Raw genomic sequence first — 16,503 nt, forward strand, 5'->3', positions numbered from 1 at the left:
GCCTGGATAGGTCACGCCAGACGCGCGGGAGTTCCGTCGCGTGGCGCGCTGCCCATGCTAAGGAGCGATGCGTGGGTTGGTCCGTGGATTAACTGAGCGCAGTCAGGGTGGCGCTGGCGCCATTCAGGGATACCGCAACCGCCTGGCCGACGTGCAGACCCGCCGCTTCAGTATGGCTGATCAGGGTAGTGACGGTTTCCTGACCGATGGCCACCACCACGCGGCATTGCACTTCGGCGGGCGCTAACAGCAAAACGCGGCCGGTCAGCTGATAACGACCGTACTGGCCGCGCTGCAACAGCACTTGTTGCGGCGTGCCATATTGCGTGGCGCCGTCGCCATCCAGCTTGAGCACGTGTTGCGCCAGGCGAAACACCTCGCCCAGATCATGACTGACCAGCACAGTGGTTAACCGCGTTTGCGCCAGCAAGCCGGCCAGCGATTCTTGCAGCTGCTCGCGCAGGCTGGCGTCGAGCGCGGACAGCGGCTCGTCCAGCAGCAACAGATCGGGCTCGCTGGCTAACGCACGCGCCAGCGCCAGACGTTGGCGCTGACCGCCCGACAATTGTTGCGGATAACCTTGCCCGTGCGCCGCCAGGCCGGTCAGCTGCAACCAGTGTTCGACCGATTGCGTGGGCTGGCGTGGTTGCGCATAAGCCAACTGGCGCGCGGCGGTCATATTGGGGAAGAGGGCGAAATCCTGGAACACGTAGCCGACGCGACGGCGCTCGACCGGCGTGTAGCGCTGGCCGTCATCCCAGGTCTGCGCGCCGAAGGCGATGCGGCCGTGGTCGATGCGATCAAAGCCCGCCAGCGTGCGCAGCAGCGTGGTTTTGCCCACGCCGGACGGGCCATACAGCGCAAGGCAGTCGCCGCGGGGAATATCACAATCGACGGTTACGTTGCGACCGGCAATCTGGCGACTGAACTGTAATTGCAGACTCATCGCGCGCGCCTTTGCACCACTTGCAGCAACAGCAACACCGCGCACGAAAACACCACCAGGATCGCGGCATAGGCGTGCGCGGCCGGGTAATTGAGTGCTTCCATTTCCTGGTACAGCGCAATCGAGGCCACGCGTGTCTGGCCGGGAATGCCGCCGCCGATCATCAACACCACACCAAATTCGCCCACGGTATGTGCAAACGCCAGGATGGCCCCGGCCAGCACGCCATGGCGCGCGGTGGGTAGCCACACATGCCACAACACGCTAAGCCGGCTTTTGCCCAACGTGCGTGCGGCATCCAGGATATTGCGCGGAGTCTGGCGTAATGCCGCCAGTAGTGGCTGCACCATAAACGGCAGGCTGAACAACACCGAGCCCAGCACAAGGCCGCTAAAGCTGAAGGCAATCTGGATTTTGAAGGTATTAGCCAGCCACAAACCGGGCCCATGGGTGGGGCTGAAGGTGAGCAGCAGATAAAAGCCGAGCGCCGTGGGCGGCAACACCAGCGGCAGGTTGATCAGCACTTCGACCACGCTGCGCAGGCGACCAGGACGATCGGGGCGGCTGGCCAGCCAGGCGCACAAGGGCACGCCCAGCAACAACAGCACAACGGTGGTGACACAGGCCAGCCGCAGCGTCAGCCACAGCGGTTGCAGGTCAACCCCAGTCAGCACGCCACGCCCATCTCGTTGGCTTTAACCAGCCATTCGATCGCGACGCCCGCCTGCAATTGCAGGCGTTCAACCGAACCGGTGGTGACGACGGCGTGGATGGTTTGTTCGCCAAACGGAATCGCCACGCGGCTTAGCAAGCGGCCGGGTTCGATGCCGGCGATGACACCAGGAATGCGATTACGCAGGCTGATTTCGCCGTGCAGGTTGCGTGCGATAGACACTTCGGTTTCTTTAAACACCAGCGTGACGGCATCACCCGCAGCCAACGGCGGCGCATCGCCGACCAGCATCGCAAAAAAGGCCTGGCCGTGCGCGCTGGCGCTCAGCAGGCAAACGCCGGGGTCGGTTTGCAGATCGGTTAGCGTAGCGGCGATACGGTTCACGGGGCACCCGGCGGCAGTGGTTATACAGGCAGGACTAACGGGCACACCGGCGTACCGGCGCACGCAAAAAACAACGCCCTGCCACGCCAGACCAGCAGGTCCTGGCGCGTGCAGGGCACGCTATCAACGGCGACGCTGACCGCCAGGACGCTGACCGTTGTTCATCGGGGCCGAACCCGGAGCGCGTTCGTCTTTGTGACGGAAGCTCACGCGGCCTTTGGTCAGATCGTACGGCGACATTTCTACGGTAACGCGATCACCCGCCAGTACGCGGATGCGGTTTTTCTGCATCTTGCCCGATGCATAGGCGGTGATTTCCACACCGTTATTCAGAACCACTTTAAAACGCGATTCCGGAAACACTTCAGCTACTACGCCTTCCATTTCGATCAGATCTTCTTTTGCCATTACAACTCCAGGTGAGGTTTTACGGGCCAGCGCGGCAACGCTGTTTAACGTCGGCGCTGGCTTGCAACCGGGTGAAACCTGCAGTCTCAGCCGGTTAAGGTGTCAGTGGTATGCGTGTGCAGCGGACCCGGCAGGCCGCGCGAAGACTGTCGCTACGACGAAAAGTGCCATGAATCCGGACGTTAAGACTCGAAATTATACACAACACTGCCCTTTAACGGGCTGTGACGGTGCACGCGGCACTACGGCCGGGGCCGCATTGAACCACGCCAGGGCCATGCCGCGCGTCACTGACAGGACGAACGGCCGTTGCCCACACCGCGCTCGCGGCTTGATCGGAACGCGCGCGCAGCGCAATCAGGCTGCGTTCTCATGCGCTTGCAGCACAAAGCGCGCGCCGTTGTCGCGGCCCAGATGGCGTACCAGATAGGGCATGACTTCGGCCAGCGTGTCTTGCAGGTTGTACGGCGGATTAAGGATAAACATGCCGCTGCCGTGCATGCCAAAGCCATCCACCGAGGGCGTTTGCACCGTCAGCGTGGCTTCCAGCCAGCCTTTGGCCGGCAACTTTTTCAGTTGATCGGCCAAGCCCTGGCTTTCCGCGCGTTGCAGCAGCGGATACCACACCGCATAGGTGCCGGTGGCAAAGCGCTTGAGGCCTTCGCGCAAGCCATCCACCACGCGTTTGTAATCGCCTTTGTCTTCGTACGGCGGGTCGATCAGCACCAGCGCGCGGCGTGGCGGCGGTGGCAGCACGGCTTTCAGGCCGGCAAAGCCGTCGCCCTGATCAATCTGTACCGAACGCCGCCACGGTTGCATCGCCTGCTGCAACAACGGGCCATCGCTGCTGTGCAATTCGTACAGTCGCGCATGGTCTTGCGGTCGCAGCACCCGCATTGCGCAGGCGGGCGAGCCGGGGTACAGCGTCAGTTCACCATCGGGATTAAAGCTTTTGACCTGCGCCACATAGTCGGCCAGCGCGGGCGGCAGATCGGTGCGCTCCCACAGCCTGCCCACGCCATCGGCAAATTCGGCCAGCCGCGTGGCATAGCCTTCCACCAGCGAATACATGCCCGCACCGGCGTGCGTATCCACATACCAATAGGCTTTGTCTTTTTGGTTGAGATAACGCAGCAGCGCAATCTGCACCGTGTGTTTAAGAACATCGGCGTGATTGCCGGCATGAAAGGCGTGGCGATAGCTGAGCATGGTCGTAGGCGCAAAGAAACGCCGCCATTGTACGCGTCTGCGCGCCATCAGGCCTAACGACCACCCCAGGGGCGCGCCTGGGTTGCGGGCGGCTTACGCGAGGCTATGATTCAGAGCGTCCTCACCCGGCCGGGTGGGGCATTTCTATTGCAGAGTCGGTTTTATATTGTCCATTTCAGTAGCAGGCACGCGGCGAGGGGGCTGGATGCCGGATTCCCGCACGTCTCGTGCTTCTTTTACCTTGGTGTTTGGCCTGACAGTGCTGGCTTATGTGGCGCTGGGCGCGCTGGCGCGCTATTTCGAAAACCGGCCCGGACATCTATCGGATATCTGGTGGGCCGACGCGCTGGCCACCGCGGTGGCCTTGCGTTTGCCGTTGCGCCAGATCTGGCAGGTGCTGGCGGCGGCCCTGTGTGGCGCGGTGATCATCGCCTTGTTGTATGCGCCATCCTTGCCCATCGGCAGCGTGTTTGTGCTGGCCAGTCTGGTGGGCATTGCGTTGCCGGCAGCCCTGCTGCATTTTTTGATGGAAGACGGCGTGCATGTGCACGAGGTCAAGCGCTTTATCCAGACGCTGGGCGCCGTGATGCTGGCGGGTGCGCTGCCCAGTGCGCTGGTGGGCGCGGCGTGTTTCTCGCTGGTGCGCGGGGATGATTTCGAGAACGCGCTGCGGCACTGGTTTTTAAGCCGCTCCATCGGCATGTTGGGCATTCTGCCGCTGGTGATGGCGTCCGACTTGCGCGTGCTGCTCACCCCACGGTTATGGCGGCTTAATCCCGCCGTGCTGCTGTTCTTGCTGGTGTCGCTGAGCGCCACCGCCCTGGCGCTGCAGTATTACGCCTATCCCTTTATCGTGATTTCGTTGCCGCTGACACTGGCGGCGTTTCAGCTTGATCTGGCCGGCGTGGGTTTGCTCGGCCTGGCCAACACCATATTGATGTCGGCGTTGTCGTCGCGCCCTGCGCATGCAGCATGGGCGGTGGCGGGCGGCGAGCCGCAGATTCTGTCGCTGTCGATGGGCCTGGCGCTGGTGCCGCCCTTGTTGATCAGCGTGCTGGTGTTCCAGCGCAATCATAAAGAACGCCAATACCGCGAAAGCGCCGAGCGCTTTGAAAACACCATGCGCTTTAGTGTGATTGGCATCGGGCTGGTCACGCGCCAGGGCCATATTCTGCAAGCCAATCAGTCACTGCAGTCGATGCTGGGCTATACCGGCGCGCCGCCGGTGCATTTGTCGATCTGGCAGATGGTGCATCACGAATCGCGTCTGGCTTTGCTGGAACTGGTGGAGCAAGTGGCCAGTGGCCAAGTGCGCGGCGCCTCGCGCGAACTGCAATACGAGCGCGGCGACGGCATTACCGCCTGGGCCAACTGGGTGCTGTCGGCGGTGCATGACGAGCACGGCGTGTTCAGTCATTTCATCGTGCAGACCATTGATATCGACAGTCGCAAACGTGTGGAGCTGGCGCTGGAAGACAGCGAACGGCGCTGGAAATTTGCGCTGGAAAGCAGCGGCCAGGGCGTGGTGGATTGGGACATGCTCAGCGACCGGCTCTATTTTTCGCCCGCCTGGCGCAACATGCTGGGCTACGGCTATGACGATCTGGCCGAAACCGAAGTCAGTTGGCGCAGTTGTATTCATGCCGACGATTTGCCGATTGTGATGGCCGAGATGATTGCGCATCAGCATGGCGTCACGCCGGAACTGATTAGCGAACATCGTCTGCGCTGCAAGGACGGCAGCTACAAATGGGTCAGCTTGCGCGGCAAGGTGATCCTGCGGGGGCCGGGCGGGCAGCCGTGGCGCATGATCCTGACGTATATCGATGTAACGCATTCGCACGAATCACGGCTGGCCTTGCAGCGCAGCGAGGCCATGCTGGCGCAAAGCTCCAAGCTGGCGCGCCTGGGCGCATGGGAAGTTGATCTGACCAGCAAGCAAGTCACATGGTCGGAAGGCATGTTTTTGATCTTTGATATGCAACCGGGCCGCGTACCCGATGTCACCGAGAGCCTGGCGCTGTTTGCCGACACCTCGCGCAGCGACATGGAAGCGGCGCTGGCGCACGCCATGCAAACCGGCCGCGGCTGGAATATGGAAGTGGAGGTGGTGACCGCGCTGGGCCGCAGCGTGTGGATACGCTCGCTGGGCCAGGCCGATCTGGTGGATGGCAAGCCGGTGCGCTTGTGGGGCGTGATCCAGGATATCAGCGAAAGCAAAGCCATCGAATTACTGAAGGGCCAGTTTGTGGCCACGGTGAGCCATGAACTGCGCACGCCGCTGACCTCGCTGCGCGGCGCCTTGCGGTTGCTGCAGAACCTGGGCAAGGCGTCGCTGGCTCCGCCTTTACAGGAAATGCTGACCGTCGCTGACCGCAATTGCGATCGGCTGATCATGCTGGTCAACGATATTCTCGATTTTGAAAAACTGAATGCAGGCAAGCTTGAACTGCATGTGGAATGCGTTGATATCGCCACGCTGGTGCGCCAGGCCGTCGAAACCAACCAGATGTATGCCACGCAATTTAACGTGAGCTTTGCGGTGGATTTGCCTGAAGCGCCGGTGTACGCCCAAGCCGACGCCGCCCGGCTGACGCAGGTGATGGCCAATCTGTTATCGAATGCGGCCAAGTTCTCGAAAACCGGCAGCGAGGTGCACGTGCGCATGGAGCCCGATGTGCGCGCAGAGCGCGACGAGGACGACGGCCCCGGCTGGCGCATTTGCGTCACCGATCAGGGCGCGGGCATTCCGGAAGCGTTTCGCCATCGCATCTTCCAGCCGTTTTCGCAGGCCGATAGTTCGGACCAGCGTCAGAAAGGCGGCACCGGTCTGGGCCTGGCGATTTCCCATACGCTGGTGGCGGGCATGGGCGGCGAAATCGGCTTTGACAGCCCACCGGGCGCGGGCGCGACTTTCTATGTGCGGCTGGCGCCGTGCCAGGCCGACGCCACTGTCAATTAAGCGAGCGCGCGACGGGCTGTTATGATGCGGGTTTCCCCCGACTGCTGCGCGCCCGTTATGGATCATCCTGCATACCTCGATCTCGCCCCGATTCCCCGCGTTAATGGCACCGTGACCTTGCCCGGTTCCAAGAGCATTTCCAACCGCATTCTGCTGCTGGCCGCGCTGGCTAAAGGCCGCACCGAAGTCAAAGGCCTGCTGGCCAGCGACGATATCGAACGCATGCTCGAAGCGCTGGACGCGCTGGGCGTGCAGGTGGCCCAGACCGCGGGCACGCGCGATTTTGTGGTCGACGGCGTGGCCGGTGCGTTTCCGGTTAAACAAGCCGATCTGTTTCTGGGCAATGCCGGCACCGCATTTCGCCCGCTGACGGCCGCGCTGGCGCTGGCTGGCGGCAGCTACAGATTATCGGGCGTGCCGCGCATGCACGAGCGCCCGATCGGCGATCTGGTTGATGCGCTGCGCGTGGTGGGGGCGGACGTGACCTATCTGGGTAACGAAGGCTTTCCGCCGTTGCAACTGCAGCCGGCCAGCATCTCGGCGGGCCGACTCGTGCCGGTCAAGGGCAATGTCTCCAGCCAGTTTCTGACCGCCTTGCTGATGGCGCTGCCGCTGACTGGCGAAGACGTCACGATCGAAGTCGTGGGCGAGCTGATCTCCAAGCCGTATATCGAAATCACGCTGAACCTGATGGCGCGCTTTGGCGTCAAGGTGGAGCGCCGCGACTGGGCCGAGTTCTTTATCCCCGGCGGCCAGGTCTATCAAAGCCCGGGCGTGGTGCACGTGGAAGGCGATGCCTCCAGCGCTTCGTATTTTCTGGCGGCGGGCGCCATTGGCGGCGGCGCGGTGCGCGTGGAAGGGGTGGGCAGCGAGAGCATTCAGGGCGACAAACGCTTTGCCGAAGTGCTGGCGCAGATGGGGGCGCAAATCACTTGGGGCGCCAACTATATCGAAGCCGCACCCGCCCCCGGCGGCAAGCTGAAGGCGCTAGATATCGACCTGAACCACATCCCCGACGCGGCCATGACGATTGCGGTGGCGGCATTGTTTGCCGAGGGCACGACGGTCATCCGCAATATTGAAAGCTGGCGCGTCAAGGAAACCGACCGCCTGGCCGCGATGGCGACCGAGTTGCGCAAGATCGGCGCGGCGGTGGAAGAGGGCCAGGACTATATCCGCGTGACCCCGCCGGCGATGTTTATCCCGAATGCCGAAATCGATACCTACGATGACCATCGCATGGCGATGTGTTTCTCGCTGGTAGCGCTGGGCGGCGTGCCGGTGCGCATTAACGATCCGGGCTGCACCGCCAAAACTTTCCCGACTTATTTTGATGTGCTGGCGTCGATTACTACGCCCAGGCTGTGATTTGCCGCAGCGGCGGTAGGGTGCGTTACCCCGGCTTTTCGGGGCAACGCACATTTTGACGCGACGGCCTGAACCCCCACCGGTCCGTCCGACGTGCAAGGCATGGCGAACGCGGGTCGCATCTAGCACCGCCGCGCAATGCCCCCATCTTGAAAGCGGTTTTTATGTCCCCATTTCGTTGCCAGCGAACTTGTAGCAACCAGGAGCTTTGATTCATGAGTAAAGAAACGCTGGGCTTTCAGGCCGAAGTGAAACAACTGTTGCAGTTGATGATTCATTCCTTGTATTCCAACAAGGAAATCTTTCTGCGCGAATTGATTTCGAATGCATCGGATGCCTGCGATAAATTGCGCTTTGAAGCCATCCACCATGGCGATCTGTACGAAGGCGACGGTGATCTGAATATCAAACTGGCTTTCGATAAAGAAGCGCGCACCATTACGCTAAGCGATAACGGTATCGGCATGAGCCGCGATGAAGTCATCGCCAATATCGGCACCATTGCGCGTTCTGGCACCAAAGAATTCTTTAGCAAGCTGACCGGCGATGCGCAAAAAGACAGCCATTTGATTGGCCAGTTTGGCGTGGGTTTTTATTCGGCATTTATCGTCGCCGATAAAGTCACGCTGACCACGCGTCGCGCCGGTGCGCCAGCCGATCAGGCCGTGCGTTGGGAAAGTGGCGGTGAAGGCGACTTTACGCTGGAAGAAGTCAGCAAAGCGTCGCGCGGCACCGAAATCGTGCTGCATCTGAAAGAAGGCGAGGACGAGTTCCTTGATGACTGGCGTCTGCGCGGCATTATCCGCAAGTATTCCGACCACATCAGCCTGCCGATTTTGATGGCTAAACAGCCGACCTATGACAACGACGGCAATGTGGTGCCCGCCGAAGGTCTGGAGCCGGTGAATCAGGCCAATGCGCTGTGGACCCGCAACAAGTCGGACATTACCGACGAGCAATACAAAGAATTCTACAAACATGTGGCGCATGACTTTGATGAGCCCTTGGCCTGGAGCCATGCCCGCATTGAAGGCCGCCAGGAATACACCGAATTGCTGTTTATTCCGAAGCGCGCGCCGTTTGATTTGTATGAACGTGATCGCCGCAATGGCATCAAGCTGTACGTTAAACGCGTCTTTATTATGGAAGACGCCGAAAAGCTGATGCCGCAATATCTGCGCTTTGTGCGCGGCGTGATTGATTCGGCCGATTTGCCTTTGAATGTATCGCGTGAAATTCTGCAAGCCAGCCGCGAAGTGGAAACCATCAAATCGGGCTGCGTAAAAAAAGTATTGGGCGTGCTGGAAGATCTGGCCGAGAACAAACCAGAAGATTACGCGGTGTTCTGGGAGCAATTTGGCAAGGTGCTGAAAGAAGGTACCGGTGAGGATTTCGCCAATAAAGAGCGCATTGCCAAGCTGCTGCGTTTTGCCTCCACGCTGGCCGATACCGAAGCGCAAACCGTCACGCTGGCTGACTATATCGGCCGGATGAAGGAAGGCCAGGACAAGATTTATTACATTACCGGCGACACGTTTGCCGCCGCGCAACACAGCCCGCATCTGGAAATCTTCCGCAAGAAGGGCATTGAAGTGCTGCTGCTGGCCGACCGCGTCGATGAATGGCTGGTGTCGAGCCTGACCGAATTCGATGGCAAGCAATTGCAATCGGTGGCCAAGGGCGAACTGGATCTGAGCGCGTTTGAAGACGAAGCCGAAAAGCAGCAGCAAGAAGCTGCGGCGGCGGAACTGGCCGATGTGATCGAGAAGTTCAAGACCACGCTGGGCGACAAGGTAAAAGACGTGCGCGTGACGCACCGTCTGACCGATAGCCCGGCTTGCCTGGTGGTGGACAACTTCGACATGAGCGCCAACCTGGAACGCCTGCTGAAACAAGCTGGCCAGGACGTGAAAGCCACGCGCCCGATCCTGGAAGTGAATCCGGAACATGCGCTGGTGAAGAAGCTGAAGGCGCAGCTCGACGGTGAACGCTTTGAAGACTGGACCCACCTGCTGTACGACCAGGCCGTGCTGGCCGAGGGCGCGCAGCTGGAAGACCCGGCGGGCTTTGTGAAGCGCTTGAATGGGCTGATGGCGCAGATGTAATTGCGCTTGCGGTTAAGCAAAACGGCGATCTGCGGATCGCCGTTTTTTATGTAGGGCTGCGCCAATGGTATTTGCGCGTATCGGGTGGCATAGACGTCTTCTTCCATATTCCAACATCCAGCGGCAGATGATCGAGACGCCACCATTTGCATCTTTTTTGTCGGCTTTGGGTGGTGGGTCTTGACCCACCCTATGCGCTGATTTGGCGCTGTCTTATAGGGTGGGTCGTGACCCACCATTCAATGCCAACGAGAAAATTGCAGCCGCTCGCAACACTTTTTTCGGCTTTGGTCGGTGGGTCCAGACCCACCCTATGCATTGCTGATGGTTACGTATGTGCGCCCAGCAATAGCAGTTTTTCGATGGCCTTGTTGGCCAGCGGGGCTTCCAGCTGGTTAAGGCAATTCATATGCCCCAGCGGGCAGACGCGTTCAAAGCAGGGGCTGCAATCCAGATCGAGCGTCACGATTTCGGCGCGATGCGATAGCGGCGGGGTGAAACCAGGCGAACTGGAGCCATAGATGGCCACCAACGGGCGGTCCAGCGCGGCGGCCACGTGCATCAAGCCCGAGTCATTGGCCACCACCACGCGCGCCAGGGACATCAAATCAATCGCTTCCGCCAGGCTGGTTTGTCCGCACAGATTGACCGCGCCGGGTGCGAGGGCGGCGATTTCGCTGGCGATTTCGTCATCTTTCTTTGAGCCAAACAGCCACACCTGCTCGCCCATGGCCATGCGCATGCGCGCCAGCGCGGCAAAGTGCACGGCGGGCCAGCGCTTGGCCGGGCCGTATTCCGCGCCGGGGCAACAGGCGACGATGGGGCGGTCGGCGGTCAGTTGCAGTTTGTTAAGCGCGGCCTGGCGCGAGGCATCGTCCACTTTCAGTTGGGGATGTTCCACCGGCCGTTGCAGCGGCTGGTTGGCGTCTTGCGCCAGCGCGGCAAAGCGTTCCACCATCTGCGGCAGCGCCACCGGGTCCAGCACGCGCGTGTCGTTCATGATCAGGCTGCGGCCTTCGCGCGCCCAGCCCGTGCGAGTGCGGATACCAGCAAACCACGGCACCAGCGCCGACTTGAACGAATTGGGTAACACAATCGCCTGGTCGTATCCTTGCGCGCGCAAGCGGCGGCCTTCGCCGGCGCGTTGCAACAGGCGCAGGCTGCCGTGGGCAAACGGGTTGTCGATGGTGGCGTGGATTTCGGGCATGCGCGCATGCACCGGGCGCGTCCAGGCGGGCGCATACACGTCGATCTGCACGGCGGGGTAACGCGCGGCCAGCCGTCGATACAAGGGTTGCGCCATGATGGCGTCGCCGACCCAGGCCGGGGCGACGATCAGGATTTTTTTCATGCGGTTTCCGCTGAATGCTACTGGATCAACTAACTGTTTAACGATTCAAATACCCGACTTCAAACGACAAAACGGCGCCAGGCGCCGTTTTGTTAAGCAAAGCCATCGCTTAGTGATGGCCTTTAAGCACTTCGCCCGCCTTGATGCGATAACGGGTGCCGCAATACGGGCACAGCGCCTCACCGGTTTTTTCAATCGGCAAGAACACGCGCGGGTGCGCGTTCCATTTCATCATGTCCGGCATCGGGCAGTGCAGCGGCAGATCGCTGGCCACAATTTCGATTTCGCGCTGGGTATTGTCTTTGAGCGTTGTGGTCATGCTGTTCTCACTTGACGTAGGTTAGCCATTCGCTGTGGTCAGCGGCCAGGCCTTTCACGCAGTCGAAGTAACGCTTTTGCAGTTTTTCGGTGATCGGGCCCCGCGTGCCGGCGCCGATGGTGCGGCCGTCCAGTTCGCGAATCGGCGTGACTTCTGCGGCGGTGCCGGTAAAGAACGCTTCGTCGGCGGTATAGACTTCGTCGCGCGTAATGCGTTTTTCGATCACTTGCAGGCCGAATTCTTCGGCCAGTTGCACGATGGTGTCGCGCGTGATGCCTTCCAGCGCGCTGGTCAGATCCGGCGTGTAGATTTTGCCTTTGCGCACGATGAAGACGTTTTCGCCCGAACCTTCGGCCACATAACCTTCGTTATCCAGCAGCAATGCTTCATCGTAGCCGTCACGCGTGGCTTCGGTGTTGGCGAGGATGGAGTTCATGTAGTTGCCGTTGGCCTTGGCCTTGCACATCGTGATGTTGACGTGATGGCGGGTAAACGACGAGGTTTTGACGCGGATGCCTTTTTCCAGGCCTTCGGTGCCCAGATACGCGCCCCACGGCCATGCGCCGACGATGATGTGCACGTCATTGGCGGGCGGGGCCACGCCCAGCTTGCCCGGGCCATAAAAGGCCATCGGACGCATGTAACACGATTGCAGACCGTTTTCTTTAACCACAGCGATCGACGCGGCGTTGAGCTCGTCTTTGCTGAACGGCAGCGCCATGCCCAGGATGTGGGCCGAGCGGAACAGGCGATCGGTGTGGTCTTGCAGGCGGAAAATCGCCGGGCCGTTGGGGGTTTCGTAAGCGCGCACGCCTTCGAATACGCCCAGGCCATAGTGCAGGGTATGGGTTAAAACGTGGGTGGTCGCTTCGCGCCACGGTACCAGTTTGCCGTCGTACCAGATGACGCCATCGCGGTCGGCCATCGACATGGGTGCTTCTCCTGCCTGCTCGGATAATCGGAAAGTGGGTGATTGTAACCGAAGCGGCCGCGCTACCTCCACTGCAGCGATGTAGCGTGTGATACGCGGTGCGACTGCTGCGCGCGGGCAGAAATTGCGCCGCGCAATCATGTGTGGTCATTTACGCGCGTGCTGCTGAGGGCAGTCTGCCGTTGGGCGGCGAGATTTTGTCTGCAACATCAGGGGCGTAGGCTGTGGCGCGAGCCTTGGCACGGGCTGCGGCTGGGCCGATGTAGTCGCCTGGCCAGACCTTCACGGCCAGCGTTCATTATTTTCTGTTAAACTCGTTGATTCGCTTGGGGTTTCCCCGGCATCAACAGAATCCAACATCCGTGGGAGCAGGTTCAGGATGACATTTGCAGAGCTCGGGCTAGCGCCTGCGGTGCTCAAAGCCGTTGTAGAACAGGGCTATGAAACCCCGACACCGATTCAGGCACAGGCGATTCCTGTGATCCTGGGTGGTCAAGATGTGCTGGGCGCGGCCCAGACCGGTACCGGTAAAACGGCGGCGTTTACGCTGCCTATCCTCACCCGCCTGGCCGCACACGCCAACACCAGTAGTTCGCCCGCACGCCATCCGGTGCGCGCGCTGATTCTGACCCCGACGCGCGAACTGGCCGATCAGGTATACGAATCGGTCAAGACGTATGGCAAGCATTTGCCGCTGCGCAGCCACGTGGTGTTTGGCGGCGTCGACATGAACGCCCAGATTCCCGCCTTGCGCGCCGGCACCGAATTGCTGGTGGCCACGCCTGGCCGTCTGCTCGATCACATCCAGCAAAAGACCATCAATCTGTCGATGGTGGAAATGCTGGTGCTGGACGAAGCCGACCGCATGCTGGACATGGGCTTTATCCTCGACATCCGCAAGATCATCAGCATGTTGACCAACCGCAAGCAAACCTTGCTGTTCTCGGCCACGTTCTCGCCTGAGATCAAAAAGCTGGCAGCGGATTTCCTGACTGAACCGGTGGTGATCGAAGTGGCGCGACAAAACGCCACCAACGATAACGTCGAACAGTTGCTGCATCCGTGCGAAACCGGCCGCAAGCATGCTTTGCTGGCGCATCTGATCCGCACGCATGACATGCCGCAGGTGATTGTGTTTACGCGCACCAAGCAAAACGCCGACCAGCTGGCGCGCAATCTGAAGCGTGATGGTTTCTCGGTGGAAGCGATTCACGGTGACCGTGACCAGCGTTCGCGGCTGGAAGCGCTGGCGGCGTTCAAGGAAAACCGCATCAAGGTGATGGTGGCGACGGATGTCGCAGCGCGTGGTCTGGATATTTCCGAACTGCCGTTTGTGGTCAACTTTGAGCTGCCTAACAACCCTGAAGATTACGTGCACCGGATTGGCCGTACTGGCCGTGCGGGCGCGAAGGGTGTGGCGATTTCGCTGGTGGATCCGGGCGAAGAAAAGGCGCTGCAGGGCATTCAGAAGCTGATCAAAAAGAATACGCAGCTGACGCCAGTGCCGGGCTATTCGCCGGGTACAACGCGCGCCGAAGCGCCGGCCCCCGCGCCGCGTCCGGCACGTGCTGCTACGCCTGCACCGCGTTCCAGTCCGGCACCAGTTTTGGCGACGCCACGTGGCGCAGGCCTGACCGGTAATGGGTTGACCGGCAATGGCGCAGCACTGGCCAAGCAACGCGAGATTCCGGATGCGCCGTTAAGCCAGGCGCGCCCAAAGCAGATCGCTGCGTTGTTCTTGCCGCCGCGTTATCCGGTTAATCAAGGCTGATCCAGCGCCCGGTCGATGACGAACGCGATGTCGAGTCCGTTTGCTGTTGCCTGGCAGCAGCGGCTGGTAGAGGGTTTTCCGCTACTGGCCGCCATGGGCGTTACGGTGCAGGGCACTGCCGAACACTGGCAGTTGCATGCGCCGTTTGCCCCCAACCGCAATGATCATGGCACCGCATTTGGCGCCAGTATTTCTAGCCTGGCCACCATCGCGGGCTGGATGGCGGTGAATGTCTGGGCGGATATGCCCGTTGATGTGGTCATCCAGCACGGCAGCACGGATTTTGTGCGGCCGCTGCAGTCTGATTTGCGGGCGCAAGTGGCGCTCGTGTCCCCCGAAGCAATCCTCAAATTGAATGGCACCCTGGCGCGAGGCCGGCCTGCGCGGCTGGCGGTCGAAGTGACCGTCACCGCGGTGGATGACCCGGCAATGACTGCGGCGCAATTTGCGGGCCGCTATGTGGCGGTGCGGTTGTAACGCGGTTTGATGATGCTGCGGTCCTGATCCTCTATCTGGCAATGCGTAATTTCGGGACGAAAAAAAACGGGGCGATTGCCCCGTTTTTTATTTGCTACATGCTCTAGACGCGAGCGCTAAACCGTAATGGTTAGAACCAGGTCTTCAGGCCACCCATCACGCGGTAGCTGTTTTGACCTGCGCCGTTGCTGCCGGTGGAACCGGTGTAGAAGGCGTCGTTGTCAGCGCTGACCGAGCCGTTGTCGTCGTTCTTGACGTAACGCGCGTCAACAAAGGCGATCGAGTGCTTGGACAGGTTGTAGTTGTAGCGAGCATCAACAGCTTGCGAACCGCTATCGCCAATTTCACCACCGTTGGTGAAGTTGGTGCCTTGGCCCTTGACGTTACCCAGATTGAAGTAGGTCAGGTAGAAGCCATGCTTGCCGTACTGGTAGGTACCTTGAGCCAGCCACATGTCTTGACGGATTTCGCTGCCGTCATTGGTCAGTTGAGCGCGCTTGAAGCCGCCACCCAGACCGAAGCCATCACCAAACTTGTAGTTGGCGCCAGCGTACCAGTTGGTGCTGTCCGGACCGGTGGTTGCCGCGTTGCCCCACAGGCTGGTACCTGCCGCAGCCGGTACGGAGTTGATGCCGTCGGACAGAACGTCATTGTTGTCGATGTTGAAACGACGTTGGTACGTACCCTGGACGCCCAGACCATTCCACTTGTAGTTAGCGGCGATGTCGTAGCCCTTGTTGCCGCTCTTGCTCTGATTTTCCATCAGGTAAGCAGCAGATGCTTGCAGGCCGTAGAACTCCGGCGTGTCGTAGCGGAAGGTGGAACGTGCGTAGTTGGACTGACCGAAGCCGTAGTCACGCGCCAGCCATTCAGCACCGGTGTCACCGTAGGTGGTGTCGAGGGTGTCGTACGACGGGGTGGTGATGTTACCGGAACGGAAAGTACCGTAGTCGCCGCTCAGGCCAATATAAGCCTGACGGTTGCCCCAGTTGGATTGACCACCTTGGGTACGGCCGCTTTGCGTGTTCAGCACTTCTTGCTCAACGCGCCAGATCAGCTTGCCACCGGCATCCAGCTTGTCGGTGCCGGAAACGCCGATTACTGCGTCATAGGTAATGCCAGCGGCTTTGGAATCACCGGCTTTGAGCCATTGCACGCCACCTTCGACGTTACCGTCGATGGTTACGTCGGCAAAAGCGGCGCCTGCGCCGAGGGCCAGAGAGATAGCGACTGCGATGTATTTGGTTTTCATATTAGTTTCTCCTTTGTGCTGTCCGTCTATTAGGCTGAGCGGTTGTAACCGCAACCTGGAAGGCAGTTTAAGGAGGGGGGGTGTCATACGCCCGTAACTAATGCCCGCACCAGAATGTGAATTTTTACGGAATTTTTGGCGAAACTCGCACTACGCACGTGCGTGTTATATTCGGAATGAGAGTTTTCTGAAACAGGCCGGAAACGCCGATAGAACGTAGGAAAAGGATGATTGCAACCAGCAGTAATTCGCACAGGCGCTGGTCAGCCAACGCGTCATGTTCTAATGTTTCGCATTGATTCAGAATAAACCTGAAATTGGCTTGATCCTCGTCAAGCAAATAACAG

At 60.2% G+C, this 16,503-nt stretch carries 14 protein-coding genes; 5 read left to right on the forward strand and 9 right to left on the reverse strand.

Going from position 1 to position 16,503, the window contains the following annotated elements; translation table 11 throughout:
* Positions 1 to 88: 88 nt before the first annotated feature.
* The 5 genes from WG78_RS11235 to WG78_RS11255 all read right to left on the reverse strand — a co-directional run bounded on the left by WG78_RS11235 (position 89) and on the right by WG78_RS11255 (position 3,620).
* Positions 89 to 946, reverse strand: coding sequence for an ATP-binding cassette domain-containing protein (locus WG78_RS11235; protein WP_053937911.1), 858 nt, complete (start codon positions 944 to 946; stop codon positions 89 to 91).
* Positions 943 to 1,620, reverse strand: a complete 678-nt coding sequence (gene modB, locus WG78_RS11240) for a molybdate ABC transporter permease subunit (RefSeq protein WP_236692021.1) — start codon at positions 1,618 to 1,620, stop codon at positions 943 to 945. The genes WG78_RS11235 and modB overlap by 4 nt, the downstream gene beginning before the upstream one ends.
* On the reverse strand, positions 1,614 to 2,003 hold the full coding sequence (locus tag WG78_RS11245) for a TOBE domain-containing protein (protein WP_053937912.1): 390 nt from the start codon (positions 2,001 to 2,003) through the stop codon (positions 1,614 to 1,616). Before WG78_RS11245 ends, modB begins: the two co-directional genes overlap by 7 nt.
* Before the next feature lie 123 nt (positions 2,004 to 2,126).
* The gene (gene infA, locus WG78_RS11250) at positions 2,127 to 2,411 is read right to left on the reverse strand and encodes a translation initiation factor IF-1 (protein ID WP_053937913.1); all 285 of its coding nucleotides are present in this window, start codon (positions 2,409 to 2,411) and stop codon (positions 2,127 to 2,129) included.
* Between the two features lie 357 nt (positions 2,412 to 2,768).
* Positions 2,769 to 3,620, reverse strand: a complete 852-nt coding sequence (locus WG78_RS11255) for a 23S rRNA (adenine(2030)-N(6))-methyltransferase RlmJ (protein WP_053937914.1) — start codon at positions 3,618 to 3,620, stop codon at positions 2,769 to 2,771.
* A 205-nt stretch (positions 3,621 to 3,825) separates the two neighbouring features.
* Between WG78_RS11255 and WG78_RS11260 the strand changes: the two genes are divergently transcribed.
* The 3 genes from WG78_RS11260 to htpG all read left to right on the forward strand — a co-directional run bounded on the left by WG78_RS11260 (position 3,826) and on the right by htpG (position 10,055).
* Positions 3,826 to 6,582 (forward strand): PAS domain S-box protein, encoded by a 2,757-nt coding sequence (locus WG78_RS11260; protein ID WP_083458933.1) that lies wholly within the window; start codon positions 3,826 to 3,828, stop codon positions 6,580 to 6,582.
* 57 nt (positions 6,583 to 6,639) lie between these two features.
* Complete coding sequence (gene aroA / locus WG78_RS11265) at positions 6,640 to 7,950, forward strand: 3-phosphoshikimate 1-carboxyvinyltransferase (protein ID WP_053937916.1); 1,311 nt, start codon at positions 6,640 to 6,642, stop codon at positions 7,948 to 7,950.
* Positions 7,951 to 8,165: 215 nt separating this feature from the next.
* Positions 8,166 to 10,055 carry a molecular chaperone HtpG gene (gene htpG / locus WG78_RS11270; protein WP_053937917.1) on the forward strand — a complete coding sequence of 630 codons (1,890 nt, stop codon included), beginning with the start codon at positions 8,166 to 8,168 and terminating at the stop codon, positions 10,053 to 10,055.
* 328 nt (positions 10,056 to 10,383) lie between these two features.
* Here htpG and waaF read toward each other — a convergent pair whose 3' ends face one another.
* The 3 genes from waaF to WG78_RS11285 form a co-directional block, all read right to left on the reverse strand.
* A complete protein-coding gene (gene waaF / locus WG78_RS11275; RefSeq protein WP_053937918.1) occupies positions 10,384 to 11,406 on the reverse strand; it encodes a lipopolysaccharide heptosyltransferase II in 1,023 nt (340 codons plus the stop codon).
* 109 nt (positions 11,407 to 11,515) lie between these two features.
* Positions 11,516 to 11,725, reverse strand: coding sequence for a zinc-finger domain-containing protein (locus tag WG78_RS11280; RefSeq protein ID WP_053937919.1), 210 nt, complete (start codon positions 11,723 to 11,725; stop codon positions 11,516 to 11,518).
* Between the two features lie 7 nt (positions 11,726 to 11,732).
* Complete coding sequence (locus WG78_RS11285; RefSeq protein WP_053937920.1) at positions 11,733 to 12,656, reverse strand: branched-chain amino acid transaminase; 924 nt, start codon at positions 12,654 to 12,656, stop codon at positions 11,733 to 11,735.
* A gap of 379 nt (positions 12,657 to 13,035) precedes the next feature.
* Here WG78_RS11285 and WG78_RS11290 point away from each other — a divergent pair, with 379 nt between their 5' ends.
* Positions 13,036 to 14,427: a DEAD/DEAH box helicase gene (locus WG78_RS11290; protein WP_053937921.1), complete on the forward strand. Its 1,392-nt coding sequence runs from the start codon at positions 13,036 to 13,038 to the stop codon at positions 14,425 to 14,427.
* 27 nt (positions 14,428 to 14,454) lie between these two features.
* Complete coding sequence (locus WG78_RS11295; RefSeq protein WP_053937922.1) at positions 14,455 to 14,904, forward strand: YiiD C-terminal domain-containing protein; 450 nt, start codon at positions 14,455 to 14,457, stop codon at positions 14,902 to 14,904.
* A 130-nt stretch (positions 14,905 to 15,034) separates the two neighbouring features.
* Here the strand turns inward: WG78_RS11295 and WG78_RS11300 are convergent, their stop codons facing one another.
* Positions 15,035 to 16,156, reverse strand: coding sequence for a porin (locus tag WG78_RS11300; RefSeq protein ID WP_053937923.1), 1,122 nt, complete (start codon positions 16,154 to 16,156; stop codon positions 15,035 to 15,037).
* Between the last annotated feature and the right edge of the window lie 347 nt (positions 16,157 to 16,503).

The sequence above is a fragment of the Amantichitinum ursilacus genome, from assembly GCF_001294205.1.
Classification (GTDB): domain Bacteria; phylum Pseudomonadota; class Gammaproteobacteria; order Burkholderiales; family Chitinibacteraceae; genus Amantichitinum; species Amantichitinum ursilacus.